Origin of the sequence: Bacillus sp. 1735sda2 (genome assembly GCF_024159245.1) — a bacterium.
In the GTDB taxonomy this organism is placed as follows: domain Bacteria; phylum Bacillota; class Bacilli; order Bacillales; family Bacillaceae; genus Bacillus; species Bacillus pumilus_O.
Genome location: NZ_JAMYWZ010000001.1, coordinates 785,313 through 798,829, shown reverse-complemented (window position 1 = coordinate 798,829; position 13,517 = coordinate 785,313). Strand labels below are relative to the sequence as shown.

The window sequence follows — 13,517 nt, the reverse complement described above, 5'->3', positions numbered from 1 at the left end:
CGCCCCATTTTCTAGCGTTTGGTTAAATGATAAACGATTGACTCATATGGACGCAACGTAAATCCTTTCATATCTTCCGGTGCATCCTCATAATTGGATAACAGCACTTGCCCCTCCATCTCGTCTACAGCCTGCACAAGCTCATCAGGAAGCGTAAAGTCCGTCTCTCCTGCGTAAAAGTGATTGATCACAAGAAGCTTCTCCTCACCGCTTTCTCTCACATAAGCAAAAACCTTCGGGTCATCTGCTAAGAGTAAGGTAAAGCTTCCATATGTGATCACGTCAAGTTCTTTACGCAGCTTACAAAGGGCTTGATAATGGTAGAAAATAGACGTCTTGTCTTTTAATGAAGCTTCGACTGAAATGTCGTTATTGGCTGGCTCAATCCATGGTGTTCCTTTTGAGAAACCTGCGTTCTTTTCTGAGGTCCACTGCATCGGAGTTCTCGCATTATCTCTTGACTTGACCTGTAAAATGGCAAGCGCTTCTTCCTTTGATTTCCCTTTTTCAAGCATGGCTTCATACATATTGAGTGATTCAATATCACGGTAAGACAAGATGTCCTCAAACTGAGGATTCTTCATACCAATCTCTTCACCTTGATAAATATATGGCGTCCCTTGCATGAGATGAATGGTGGTCGCCAGCATCTTCGCTGATTGCTGATGGTACGTTTCGTCATCACCGTATCTTGAGACGATACGTGGCTGATCATGATTACACCAGAAGAGCGCATTCCAGCCGCCACCCTCATGCATTTTCGTCTGCCACTCAGACAGAATCGACTTCAATTCATGAAAATCAAATGGTGCGATGGCCCATTTTTCTCCATTTGGATAATCGACCTTTAAATGATGAAAATTAAACGTCATATCCAGCTCCTGCCGATCCGGTCTTGTATACCGAATGCAGTCTGCGATATTCGTTGAAGACATTTCTCCGACGGTCATGCTGTCATATTTCGAAAAAACCTCTTGGTTCATTTCGTGCAGAAACTCATGAATTCTTGGACCATCCGTATAATACATCCGGCCGTCTCCTTGTACAGACTGTCCAGCATCATCTAAGAAGCGCTGATCTTTTGAGATGTTGTTGATGACATCCAGCCTGAATCCATCAATTCCCTTTTCAAACCAAAAGTGCATGATGTCATATACTTGCCTGCGCACCTCATCCTTTTCCCAATTGAGATCCGCTTGGGTGACATCGTATAAATGAAGATAATACTCACCTGTTACTTCATCTAACTCCCATGCTGGACCGCCAAATTTTGACTGCCAATCATTTGGCGGGGAGCCGTCTGCCTTGGGCTCCTTCCAAATATAATAATCTCGATAAGGATTATCCTTTGACTCGCGTGATGCTTGAAACCACTTATGGAAAATGGATGTATGATTGACGGCTAAATCCATGATGACTCGTATACCTCGATCATGGGCTTCTTTCAGCATGTGTTCAAAATCCGCCATTGTGCCGTACATGTCATGGATTTTTGTGTAATCACTAATATCATAGCCGTTGTCATGCTGCGGGGACTCATACATTGGCGTGAGCCAAATACAATCCGCCCCGAGCTCTTTAATATAATCGAGCTTTTTTGTCACACCATTGATATCGCCTGTACCTGAGCCCGTTGTATCTAAAAAGCTCTTCGGATAAATTTGATAGACCACCGCTTTTTTCCACCACGGTTCGTTAGTTTGTTGTTTCAATTTCATCCACCACCACTAGTTAAGTTCTTGTGATACATCTTTCTTCTTTTTCAGCTTTGCATACAAAAGGGTTCCGATGAATGGGACGATGAGGACAATGACCATCCCTATCGCAAATGCGCCCCAATATTTCGGGATAATAGAGAAGATTCCCGGAATGCCTCCAACACCAACTGAGCTTGCCAGCACCCCTTGAGAGGCGATAAACATACCGGCTAAACCAGAGCTAATAAGGGCGAAAATAAATGGGAACCGGTAGCGTAAGTTGACACCAAACATCGCTGGCTCGGTAATTCCTAAGTAAGCAGAAATACTTGATGTGAGCGAGAGACCCTTTTGCTTTTCATCTTTCAAAACAAACATCATTGCAAGTGCGGCTGACCCTTGTGCGATATTAGACAGTGCGAGCATCGGCCATAGAAACGTACCGTGCAGTTTTGAATTAATCAATTGAATATCAACAGCAAGGAACGTATGATGCATTCCAGTAATGACTAACGCTGCATACAAACCGCCGTATAATAGACCGCCAAGTGCTGCGAACTGCTGGAATACAGCAACAAGTCCAGATGTTAACACGTTGCCGATTGCAAATGTGATAGGTCCAATGACAATAAAGGATAAAAAGCCAATGACTAATAACGTAATCGGAGCAACCACTAATAGCTGAATGCTTTCAGGTGTCCGTTTTGTGATAAACAATTCGAGCTTCGCTAGTAAATACGAGGCGACGAGTATCGGAAGAACCTGTCCTTGATACCCTACCTTTTGCACTTCAAGTCCAAACAAGTTCCAGACTGGAATCTCACCGGACTTTTCTGCCGCTCCATAGCCCCATGCATTTAATAAGTCTGGGTGTACGAGCATCAGCCCAAGGACCATCCCTAAGAGCGGATTTCCACCAAACCGCTTCACGGCTGACCAGCCGATTAAGGCAGGCAAGAATGTGAAGGCAGTGCCTGCAATCAAGTTGATCATATTCGCTAAATCAGCCCAAGCCGGATACACATCGACAATCGATTTTTGATCAAAGAAAATGTCAGGAGCTGTTAGAATATTATTAATCCCCATTAATAAACCGGCGGTGACGATGGCAGGAAGAATCGGAATAAAAATGTCCGCAAGCGTTTTCACAGCACGCTGCAATGGATTTAATTTTTGATCAGAGGCACGCTTCACGTCCTCTTTTGTGGCTTCGCCAATCCCTGTCTGTTTCACCATTTCGGCATATACCCGATTGACGACCCCTTGGCCGATCACCACTTGGTATTGACCGTTCGCTGAGAAAGATCCCTTCACTTCTTCTATTTGTTCAAGTGCTTTCTCATCAACCTTTCCTTCATCCTTCAGCACAAAGCGCAGCCTTGTCACACAATGTGTCGCTTGATCAATGTTTTCTTTGCCGCCGATGGCTTTCACAATCTGATCTGCTGCTGCCTGATAATCAGCCATGCTATCCCCTCCGAGATCGTTTTTTATAAGAAAAAAGAACCAAAAAACTTGTATATACATGTTTGATTATTATTTTATATTTGTATATACATGTAGTCAACAACAAAATGTAGCGCTTTCATAAAAAAAGCCCCCTCAATGTGCTCAGGAGAGGCAGCGTGTCATCATCTTTTTTTATGCTCCGTTAATTTTTCGTAGACCCTGTTTTTATAAAAGGAGGAGGCTGGACGAGCAAAAGTTTGCCGCTTAGATGTGAGTTCATCCAGTCGTTTTTGTTTTTCTTCACATATGAGAGAAAGCTTTTTTCTTTCCTCACCGTCTATACTGGAATGAAGCAGTTCTTTGACGGTCATGAGTTCTTTTTTCAGTGCTGTTTCTTCCCCAGCAAAGCCAGCATTTTTCATCATCCGATAGCCCATTCTTAGTTCTTCAGGTATATGAGCAGCGTCATCTTTAGGCAGAGGTTTGCCAAAGCCAGATAATCCTTCAAAAGCTCCGTTATCCATCGCTTTTTTGATCCGTTCTTCTGATAATCTCTGCGCAAAATCCATGGCGTTCTCCTTTCGCCTGCAACAATTTGTTTAAGCATAGCAAAAAAGCTGACTCTCTCACAAGAGTCAGCTTCAGCGTGTAGACAAACCCTCGCATTCGTTGTCAGGTCTGCGCTTCGGTGCTCACGATTGTCAAATTCGCTCCGCTCCGGTGCTCGTCCTTCCTAGGGCTGCAAAGGTTTTCATGTCACGCTGAAAAGAAGACAAAGGGCTAAAATCAAGATCATTTTAGCCCTTTCTCGTTATTTATTGTCGATTTTGAAAGTAGAAACCATATGTGCTAAGTCCTCTGACATATCAGAGAGCTGTTCAATCGCACTTGAAATTTGCTGCATGCCAGCACTTTGCTGTTCTGTTGCTGCCGCTACTTCTTGAGAGCTGGCTGCATGTTCTTCCGATACAACAGAAATTTGCTCAATTGATGTAGAAATCGTTTGATATGCTTGCTCAACTTGCTTAATAGAAGCAAGCAAATTGTTCGTTCTTCTTGAAAACTGAGATACACCGTCGTAAATCAAAGCGAAGTTTTGTGACGTGCCTTCCATTTGCTCACGTCCTTCTTCCACTGCTTTACTACTTTCCTCTACACTTTCAAGAACGCGCTGACTGTTTTCCTGTGTGCCGATGACAAGATCTGAAACGGTTTTAGCCGCATCCGCTGATTGCTCAGCTAACTTACGCACCTCATCTGCCACAACAGCAAACCCTTTTCCTTCTTCTCCAACACGTGCTGCTTCAATTGAAGCATTCAGTGCGAGTAGATTCGTTTGGGCTGAAATGTCCGTAATAATCGAGATGACACTTTCAATCTCCGTTGAATGAGATTGTAATTCTTCTGCTGCCTGCTTGGAGTTGGTCATCTTGTCATGTAGCATATTCAGATGATCAAGCACATGGTTCACTAATTTTTGACCAGATTCTGATTGCTCTTGTACATCAGATGAAACAGATTTCATTTCATCGACTTCTTTTGTGACGCCTTCGATTTGAGTATCAATCTCTGCAACGGATGTCGTACAATCCGTAATATTTGCGACAGAATCATTGATTCCTTCACTCATATTCGTCATAGCTTCTGATACTTGCTGCGCACTTTGACTTGATTCAGTCGTCACCGTACGAAGCTGTGAAGACATTTTCGATACTTCACTAGATGAGTTTGAGATTTTCGAAATGAGCTCTTTAATCCGTCCCTGCATCTTTTGGAAGGATGCGGCAAGTTGACCGATCTCATCTTTACTTTCAACCTCTACCATACCAGTTAAATCACCATCAGCAATTCGGTTCGCTGATTCCATCAAGGAGCGTGCTGGTTTTGCAATCCTTCTTCCCATGAAGTATGAGAAGAGTAATCCACCGATCAGCACAATAGCAGATGCCGCTGTGATATAGATCATTAACTTCTGCGTTGTTTGAGGCACGACAGACGCATCTAAATCAATGCCTAAAATCCCTGTCAGCTCACCGCCTGAATCCTTGATTGGCAAAAAGACTGATTTATGTGTTCCAAATGAGTCTTTGTAAATATCACTTTTGACCATTTTATCTTCAGAGAGCGCTTGTTTCATCTCATCTGAAAAGACATAATCTTGATCAAAATCATTTTCTTCTCCGGTTAAGATAATAATTCTTTCTTTGCCGCCTTTATTAGAAAGCACATATAAGTTCTCAAGCGTATGATCTTCTTGAAGCTCTGTGAATTTCTTTTTGACCTCCACATAAAGGGGATCATCTTTCCCGCTAACACCAAGGACGTTTCCATCCACATTATCGATCTCTTTCTTCGCTGTATCAATATCTGTTGTTAATCGATAATCAAATTGCTTTAATAACTGGGATGATAAATCCTGGCTGACTAGATAGAATGTTAGAACGAATAGTGCAACGGTTGCAAGTAATGTTACGACAACGACTGACATGATTTTAGAGGATATCGTGTATCCTCCAAATTTCCTTTGTTTCGCCATTTTTTCCTACATCTCCACTCTCAGATTTGATTTAAGCATGTACATGTTCAAATTGTCCACAAACAGATGCGATCACATCTTTTAAATAAGATACGATATGTGGGATATGCTCTGGTAACGTATAAGGTGAGATGACAAAAAACTTACTAACACTTAGATAGAATTCTTGTCCTTCTTTAGCATTTACAAGTAAAAACTTCGTTGTATCACCAAAGAACATTTCGTCTCTTTTCTCTCCAAGCTTTTCAAACAGCATTTTGTTCAATTCATTGTTCCGCTCAATTTCCATCGCCGTCGCTTCGCCTGAAATTTCTTCTTGAAAGCGCGGTGAGCCATCTAGGTAAATTCTAAACAATGTAGCCATTCCGACGTTGTCATCATTCACGACTTCTGCTTGCGGAATTTCCCTACTAAGTGCTTCTCTGAAGGCAAGGTTCACTTCTAAGAATTGACCGAGCAAGCGCTGGTAGCCTTCAACCCCAAACGTTAACAGCACACTCAGCATACTAATCGAGCTTCCCATTCTTGAGCATTCCAGTGTATAACCCGTATGGTATTCGCCGTAGCCTCTATGACCAACGTATGGAGTCTCTTGTTCTTCTAGATCTAAACGCTTTAGGTCTGCCGCGTTTTTCACTAAGAATAAACTAGATGTGTAAGGTGTTTGGCCGAGCTTTTGAAAGTCAAAGCACATCGTGTCAGCAAGAGAAAGATGCTGGAATTTCGCTTGGATTTCTTTTAGCATACGAAGAACACCGTCTGAGAATTGCAGCGGGTTTTCAGCTAGATCATACTCATTAAAGAAAGCAAAGAATCCGCCGAGTGCTGAATCCGCATGAATATGCGGCACCTTTAGACCATATTCCTCAGCAATAGCTTCTGCTGTTTCACGTACCCCTTTTACATCATCAATTGCAATGGCATCTGTTGTTCCGGTTGTTGCGACAATATAAACGGGAATCCCGCCATCCTGTGCAACACGTTCCATTTGACAACGTAAATCTTCCATATCCATCGAATGATCTTTATTCGTTTTAATTCTGATCAAGTTGTCTGTGCCAAGTCCTGTTGCTTCCATTGACTTAAATAAGCTGTAATGTGCCGCATCAGAACAAAACGCATAAAGGTTTTGCGGAACTCCTTTTCGCAGTGACTCTGGCGCAACTTTTGCAATCGCTAAACGCAGTCCTGAGAAAATGGCTCCTTGACCTCCCCATGTTGTATATCCCCCGCTCACAGTTGGATCATATCCGATGAGCTTAGACATCATTGAGACCACTCTGACCTCAGCTTCCGCTCCTGCTGGTCCATACACATCCCATAGGTTGTTTCCGTTTACCAGCATCGCCGTCAGCATGCCTAGAATTCCTGGTGTACTTGCCATCGGTAAAATGTTCGTGAAGAAATACTTTGTGTGGTAAGGATGGTTATGTAAAAGCTTCAGTAATTCTTCATTCACAAGTTCCGCTTGTTGGCCGTTCATCGGAATTTGACTTGTTTCAGTGAGCTTTTGGTAAAAATCCTCCTCACGATTCTTTTCACCCTTTAGGTGTGCACGGTTCGGATCTTTCAGGTGATCGACCCCTGAAACAATCTGCTCCATCAATTTGATGAATTCTTTACGCTCTGCTGCATTTCCGTCCTCACTCGGAAACCAGTTCTGAACGAGGTTGTTTGCTCGTACAGTCATATACTATCAATCCTTTCAATGGAAGATTTCCTGTCAAAGTCTATATCGACCCCAATTCAAAAGTTTATAGTCTCGAAATGTTTACTTAAGTATATTTAGATAATTTGTTCATTCATCAAAATAGATAAAACCCTTACAAAACACATCAAAACCATTATGTTAATGAAACAAAAAAATATATTGATATATCTCAACACAGGAAATATCCTCCATATCCCTTTTCCGTTCTTCTTCTCATTTTTTTTACTTAACCTGCATAAACATTAAGAAACACTGGAAATACTCTCTAATTCATCATTGTAGAAACCAAATTAATTCTTTAGACTCGTGCCTTTTTACCTGTTTTATTGATATAGCAACTGGAAAATTGCTGAATTTTCTGTTAATAATAGGATGAATTTCACAAAAAGTTTTTCGAAGAGCGAAAATTTTCGTTTTCTACCCTTTTATTGCTGGGACGAGCTGTTAGACATACTTCGCCGGTTATCACTTTTCTATTTGCTCATTTCATGGTATATTCTAATGGTTCGTTTTCTTTCGTTCCGCCTCTTCCGTGTATCGGAGAAAAGGAGTGTTTTTATGAAAACATTTATTCAAAAACGAGGCCTCGGCTTCTTTGTTATTGCAGTCATCTTACTTTGGCTCAAAACGTATTCGGCATATTTAATTGAATTTAAACTTGGTATATCAAATGTGCTTCAGCATATTTTGCTTTTCGTGAATCCTATTAGCTCCAGCTTGTTCTTTCTTGGCTTTGCTTTATTGTTCAAGAAAAAATGGCAGCCTGCCGCTATCATTGTGATTCATTTTTTCATGTCTTTTTTACTATACGCAAACATCGTGTACTATCGATTCTTCAATGACTTTATCACGCTGCCTACCGTGATGCAGGCAGGAACGAATGGCGGACAATTAGGTGATAGTGCATTTTCACTCATGCGTTGGACTGATATGTTTTACTTTATGGATACCATCATTTTGATCGTACTCGCAGTCCGCATGAAAAAGCAGCAAACAAGTACAGCTACTGTACCTGTTCAAAAGTCAAAATCGTTTAGACTCGTCCTTGTGTCTTCTGTTGTCATCTTTGTGATGAATTTAGTCGCTGCAGAGATTGATCGTCCAGAGCTTTTATCAAGGTCGTTTGACCGCAATTATTTAGTGAAATATTTAGGTGCTTATAACTTTACAGTGTTTGATGCCATTCAAAATGTGAAATCAAACAGCCAGCGTGCTCTGGCAAATTCAAATGACGTGACAGATGTAGAGAACTATTTAAAAGCGAACAGTGCTGATCCTAACCCTGCTTATTACGGGAAAGCGAAAGGCATGAACGTGATTACGATTTCTCTTGAATCTCTGCAAAACTTTGTCATTGATTACAAAGTAAACGGAAAAGAAGTGACGCCTTTCCTTAATTCATTGGCACACGACAACAAAACGTTTTACTTTGATAACTTCTTCCATCAAACAGGGCAAGGAAAAACGTCTGATGCTGAATTTATGATGGATACTGGGCTATTCCCATTATCACAAGGCTCTGTTTTTATTAACAAAGCGCAAAACACGTATCAAGCCATTCCTGGCATCCTGAAGAAGGATCAGTACACGTCAGCAGAATTCCACGGCAATACAAAAACCTTCTGGAACCGTAATGAAATGTTTAAGTCGTTTGGATATGACAGATTTTACGATTCTGAGTACTACGATATGAATGAGCAAGATACGAAGAACTATGGGTTGAAAGACAAACCATTCTTCAAAGAATCTATGCCCATGCTTGAAAACTTAAAGCAGCCGTTTTATTCGAAATTCATTACGTTATCAAACCATTTCCCATTTGGAATGGATGAAGGGGATACCGATTTCGAACCTGGTGACTTCGGAGATTCTGTCGTCAATAACTATTTCCAATCCGCTCATTATTTAGATGAAGCCATTGAACAGTTCTTCAACGACCTGAAAAAGTCTGGTCTCTATGACAATACAGTCGTCATTATGTACGGTGACCATTACGGCATTTCTGAAAACCACAATGAAGCGATGGAAAAAGTGACAGGACAAAAAATTGGAGATTATGAAAATGCGCAGCTTATGCGTGTACCGCTCTTTATCCATGTACCAAGCGTAAAAGGCGGACAGATTCATAAATACTCTGGTGAAGTCGATGTCGCACCAACCCTTCTACACCTGCTTGGCGATGATACGAAGAACTATTTAATGTCTGGTTCTGATATCTTATCGAATAATTTCAAAGAGCTAGTGCCATTTAGAAATGGTGACTTCGTCTCTAAGGATTACACAAAAGTAGGCAATAACTATTACAGCAACAAAACAGGCGAGAAAATCGAGCCGACTGATAAGGCATCACAAGAAAATGAAACGGTGAAAAAGATGCTTGAGACATCTGATAAGATTGTCACCGAAGATTTACTCCGTTTCTACAAGCCTAAAGGCTTTACACCGATTGACCGCAATCAATATGACTATACAAAGAAAGTACAGGATGAAGAAGATTCCTCTTCCGCCAAAGATGAATCAAGCTCTTCATCAAAATAACTTTCTCATTTTAAGAACCAGCCGATCTCTGATCAGCTGGTTCTTTTCACGTTTGACCCCTATTTCACCGGGTATAGAAAGAAGAAGGAGGGATTTTATCATGAAGAAAACAACCGCTTTTGTCATGACTGCTTCACTCGCTACGTCCGCCTTCATTGGATTCAGCCCTGTAGCCCCAGCACATGCCATGAGCAAATCAGCAGTCGAGCAATCCGTTCCTCAAGGTCCGACAACCGCTTTAAACACCATTTATGAGCTGGCACATAAAGGACAAATGCCGTATTATGCAAAAGGCTTTAAAATTGGTGTTCAAACAAAGAAGGATGTCCATCATAAACTAGGAAATCCATATCCAGAAACAGGCCAAAGTAGCTTTGATTTGTATCATGCTGAAATGGGGAATCCGGGATTTGCTTTTCATTATGATGCAAAAGGCAAAATTGATGAAATTCGTTATTTCGGCACAAATATAGAAAAAGAAACGAATATCGGCGGAATGACCCCTTCCCTACTAAAGAAACAACTTGGACAAGCGGATTCAGTCAGTACCATCCCACAGACAAAAGAAAAAAAATACGTGTATCGAACTGGAGATTATGAGCTGGAATTTATCGTCGGTCATGATCCAGATATCAGTCAGCAGAAGCTCACCGTCTTGCATATTAACTTGGTGAAAGCTGATTCCTAAATAAAAAAGCATCCTGAGCAAAAGCTGAGGATGCTTTTTCTTTATTATGAAGCCACTTCTAAATGCGGCTTTCTTTTCATTGTTCGTTTCAAGACTGGACCTGCGACATAATCAAGTCCAAATTTGCCTGCATTTCCTTTCGCAGCCATGATGATGATGGCAATGAGCAGAAGAAGCGGGTTAACAGAGACGGTACCAGCTAGTAAGAAAGAGACATTCATCATGCTTCCGAAAAATGCTGCGGTTGTTGTGAATAATCCAACAATTAATCCTAGACCTACTAAAATTTCTCCCCACATGACCATGGCACTAAATAGTCCAGCATTCGGCAAAGCGACATTTTCTAAAAACCATACATAGAACGGATACACAAGGTTTCCATCTTTGACAACAGGTTCAGCTATCGCAAATTGTAAATACCCAGATGCATCGAATCCGCCTGTTAGTTTTCCTATACCAGATGTGAGCCAAGTCCAACCGATATAAAGTCTTGCTACCAAAAGGATAACCGCTGCCCATACATTCGTTTGTAAGAATTTTGTAAACATGATGATGCCTCCCTTTAATTTATGTGAATTTCTTCACATTTTCTTTATGATCTTATTATACTACTTTAAAACTAATTTGTGATCTTTTTCACATACGTATTCACAAATTGTTCATGAATATCTAATTGAGGTAACTTTTCCCTTGCTAAATCCGTCTTAGTCATTTCAGACAATGAAAAGAGGGTTCACTTTGTATGAAAACATTATTCCATTTTGCTTATTTACAGGCCATCTCATGTCTATTCCCCGTCATGATCTTTGCGGCGCTTGCCATATCAAAGATGGTTTCTATTCCTTTTCTTCACCGGTATGATGTCATTCTACTGCTTTGCCTCGCGGCTCAGATCCTGATGATGACGCTTCGGCTGGAGACATTGAATGAATTGAAGGTGATCTGTCTATTTCATCTGATAGGTATTAGCTTAGAATTGTATAAAGTTCATATGGGTTCTTGGTCCTATCCTGAAGAGGCTTATACAAAAGTCTTTGGGGTTCCGCTCTATAGCGGATTTATGTATGCAAGTGTAGCAAGCTATATTTATCAGGCACTGTCCCGGCTTCACGTACAGGTCCGTTCATGGCCGCATCCGTTTCTTTCGATTGGAACCAGTTTGAGTATTTATCTCAACTTTTTTACGCATCATTGGTTCTATGATCTGAGATGGTGGCTGACATTACTGCTTGTTGTCGTATTTCGAAAAACATCTGTGTCGTTTCAGGTTGGTTCTTCTACTTTTCGAATGCCGCTTGTCGTCTCATTCTTGCTGATTGGGTTCTTTATTTGGATTGCCGAAAATGTCACCACCTTTTTAGGAGCATGGCAATATCCAAATCAACAGCACGCTTGGTCGCTCGTCCATCTCGGGAAAATTAGTTCTTGGTTTTTACTTGTTGTGATCAGTATTGTGCTCGTCATCGAACAACGCAAACAAAAAAGCGTACAGCCGATTTGACCCGACTGTACGCTTTTTTTAATCTCGTTCGACTTCCTTGCGAAGATCATCTGCGACAAATTCTACATTCGTTCCAATGATGATTTGTACAGAGTTTTTTCCTGAAGTCAGTACCCCTTTGGCACCTGCTTTTTTCAAAGTACTTTCATTTAATAATTGTGTATCTTCTACTGTTAAACGTAGACGAGTGGCACAATGATCAATCGTCGTGATATTTTCTTTGCCACCAAGTCCCTCTAGAAGCATACTTGCACCTTCTGTCTTCGTATCATCGGCTGCAATATCTTCAATTTCATCATCTTCTCTTCCTGGTGTTTTGAGCTTCAACAGTTTAATGAGGAAATAGAAAACAACAAAGTACAGAATGCCATAAAGCACGCCAACTCCAAGTAGCATAAGTGGTTTTTGGGCGATACCAAAACTTAAAATGTAATCAATCGCTCCTGCTGAAAAGGTGAAGCCGCTATGAATCCCAATTATATTTACAATAAAGAGCGATAGACCTGTCAGCACAGCATGGACACCATATAAGAGTGGAGATAAAAACATAAAGGAGAATTCAATAGGTTCAGTGATTCCTGTAATAAATGACGTCAGAGCCATCCCAATCATCAAACCAGCGGTTGCTTTTCGCTTTTCAGGTTTTGCTGTCACAACCATGGCTAGACATGCCGCTGGCAGACCAAACATCATCACTGGGAAAAACCCAGTCATAAAGACACCTGCACTAGGATCTCCTTTAAAGAATCGTGCTAAATCCCCTGTTGCTCCGCTGAATTCCCCGAATTGAAACCAAAATAAGTTGTTCAGTACATGATGAAGTCCTAATGGAATGAGCAAGCGGTTAAAGAAACCAAATAACCCTGCACCCGTTGCACCAAGACTTAAAATCCATTCCCCTAATCCATTGATCCCGCTTTGAATTGGCGGCCATACAAATCCGAAAATAGCGGCTAATAAAATGGTGAAAAGTGCAGTCATAATAGGAACAAGCCGTCTTCCGCTAAAGAACCCTAAGTATTCGGGTAGTTTTTTATCCTTGAATCGATTGTACACATAACCTGCCAGTAGGCCGCATAAAATACCACCAAATATCCCCATATTGTTCGTTGAATTAATTGATGTTGTACCAGCTGATAAAATAAAATAAGCAATCGCTCCTGATAATGCCGCTGCCCCGTTGCCATCCTTTGCAATACCGATCGCTATACCCATTGCAAAAATCAAAGCCAAGTTTTCAAAAATGGAATTTCCCGCTGCATGAATAAACGGGATATCAAATACATCCTTCCGTCCAATAGCCAAAATAATTCCTGCTGCTGGAAGCACAGCGATTGGAAGCATAAATGATTTGCCGAGCTTTTGAAGAAACTGAAACACCATTTGCATTCTCCCCC

General features: G+C 41.2%; 10 protein-coding genes. 3 read left to right on the top strand and 7 right to left on the bottom strand.

Annotation, left to right across the window (positions count from 1 at the left end):
- Window positions 1–11 precede the first annotated feature (11 nt).
- From treC to NKR21_RS03985, 5 genes are all read right to left on the bottom strand, one after another.
- Window positions 12–1,712, bottom strand: coding sequence for an alpha,alpha-phosphotrehalase (treC, locus tag NKR21_RS04005; RefSeq protein ID WP_012009258.1), 1,701 nt, complete (start codon window positions 1,710–1,712; stop codon window positions 12–14).
- A 15-nt stretch (window positions 1,713–1,727) separates the two neighbouring features.
- Window positions 1,728–3,164 (bottom strand): PTS system trehalose-specific EIIBC component, encoded by a 1,437-nt coding sequence (treP, locus tag NKR21_RS04000; protein WP_003213824.1) that lies wholly within the window; start codon window positions 3,162–3,164, stop codon window positions 1,728–1,730.
- Between the two features lie 164 nt (window positions 3,165–3,328).
- A complete protein-coding gene (locus NKR21_RS03995; protein ID WP_012009257.1) occupies window positions 3,329–3,715 on the bottom strand; it encodes a DnaJ family domain-containing protein in 387 nt (128 codons plus the stop codon).
- 242 nt (window positions 3,716–3,957) lie between these two features.
- Window positions 3,958–5,682 (bottom strand): methyl-accepting chemotaxis protein, encoded by a 1,725-nt coding sequence (locus tag NKR21_RS03990; protein WP_012009256.1) that lies wholly within the window; start codon window positions 5,680–5,682, stop codon window positions 3,958–3,960.
- A 31-nt stretch (window positions 5,683–5,713) separates the two neighbouring features.
- Window positions 5,714–7,372: a pyridoxal phosphate-dependent decarboxylase family protein gene (locus tag NKR21_RS03985; protein ID WP_144457407.1), complete on the bottom strand. Its 1,659-nt coding sequence runs from the start codon at window positions 7,370–7,372 to the stop codon at window positions 5,714–5,716.
- A gap of 579 nt (window positions 7,373–7,951) precedes the next feature.
- Between NKR21_RS03985 and ltaS the strand changes: the two genes are divergently transcribed.
- Together ltaS and NKR21_RS03975 are read left to right on the top strand one after the other, a co-directional pair.
- Complete coding sequence (gene ltaS, locus NKR21_RS03980) at window positions 7,952–9,931, top strand: lipoteichoic acid synthase (protein WP_144457405.1); 1,980 nt, start codon at window positions 7,952–7,954, stop codon at window positions 9,929–9,931.
- Between the two features lie 100 nt (window positions 9,932–10,031).
- On the top strand, window positions 10,032–10,619 hold the full coding sequence (locus tag NKR21_RS03975) for a YjgB family protein (RefSeq protein WP_144457403.1): 588 nt from the start codon (window positions 10,032–10,034) through the stop codon (window positions 10,617–10,619).
- Between the two features lie 44 nt (window positions 10,620–10,663).
- Here the strand turns inward: NKR21_RS03975 and NKR21_RS03970 are convergent, their stop codons facing one another.
- Window positions 10,664–11,167, bottom strand: coding sequence for a DoxX family protein (locus NKR21_RS03970; RefSeq protein WP_144457401.1), 504 nt, complete (start codon window positions 11,165–11,167; stop codon window positions 10,664–10,666).
- A 194-nt stretch (window positions 11,168–11,361) separates the two neighbouring features.
- Here NKR21_RS03970 and NKR21_RS03965 point away from each other — a divergent pair, with 194 nt between their 5' ends.
- Complete coding sequence (locus NKR21_RS03965; protein WP_012009251.1) at window positions 11,362–12,120, top strand: DUF817 domain-containing protein; 759 nt, start codon at window positions 11,362–11,364, stop codon at window positions 12,118–12,120.
- Between the two features lie 18 nt (window positions 12,121–12,138).
- On the opposite strand, the gene nagE is transcribed toward NKR21_RS03965, so the two are convergent.
- Window positions 12,139–13,503 carry an N-acetylglucosamine-specific PTS transporter subunit IIBC gene (gene nagE / locus NKR21_RS03960; RefSeq protein ID WP_041815270.1) on the bottom strand — a complete coding sequence of 455 codons (1,365 nt, stop codon included), beginning with the start codon at window positions 13,501–13,503 and terminating at the stop codon, window positions 12,139–12,141.
- Window positions 13,504–13,517 lie beyond the last annotated feature (14 nt).

What these genes read in the sequence shown, in the direction of transcription:
- NKR21_RS03970 (WP_144457401.1), bottom strand. Translation starts at nt 11,167, where the DNA reads ATGTTTACAAAATTCTTACAAACGAATGTATGGGCAGCGGTTATCCTT.
- NKR21_RS03990 (WP_012009256.1), bottom strand. Translation starts at nt 5,682, where the DNA reads ATGGCGAAACAAAGGAAATTTGGAGGATACACGATATCCTCTAAAATC.
- ltaS (WP_144457405.1), top strand. Translation starts at nt 7,952, where the DNA reads ATGAAAACATTTATTCAAAAACGAGGCCTCGGCTTCTTTGTTATTGCA.
- NKR21_RS03965 (WP_012009251.1), top strand. Translation starts at nt 11,362, where the DNA reads ATGAAAACATTATTCCATTTTGCTTATTTACAGGCCATCTCATGTCTA.
- NKR21_RS03975 (WP_144457403.1), top strand. Translation starts at nt 10,032, where the DNA reads ATGAAGAAAACAACCGCTTTTGTCATGACTGCTTCACTCGCTACGTCC.
- treP (WP_003213824.1), bottom strand. Translation starts at nt 3,164, where the DNA reads ATGGCTGATTATCAGGCAGCAGCAGATCAGATTGTGAAAGCCATCGGC.
- NKR21_RS03995 (WP_012009257.1), bottom strand. Translation starts at nt 3,715, where the DNA reads ATGGATTTTGCGCAGAGATTATCAGAAGAACGGATCAAAAAAGCGATG.
- NKR21_RS03985 (WP_144457407.1), bottom strand. Translation starts at nt 7,372, where the DNA reads ATGACTGTACGAGCAAACAACCTCGTTCAGAACTGGTTTCCGAGTGAG.
- nagE (WP_041815270.1), bottom strand. Translation starts at nt 13,503, where the DNA reads ATGGTGTTTCAGTTTCTTCAAAAGCTCGGCAAATCATTTATGCTTCCA.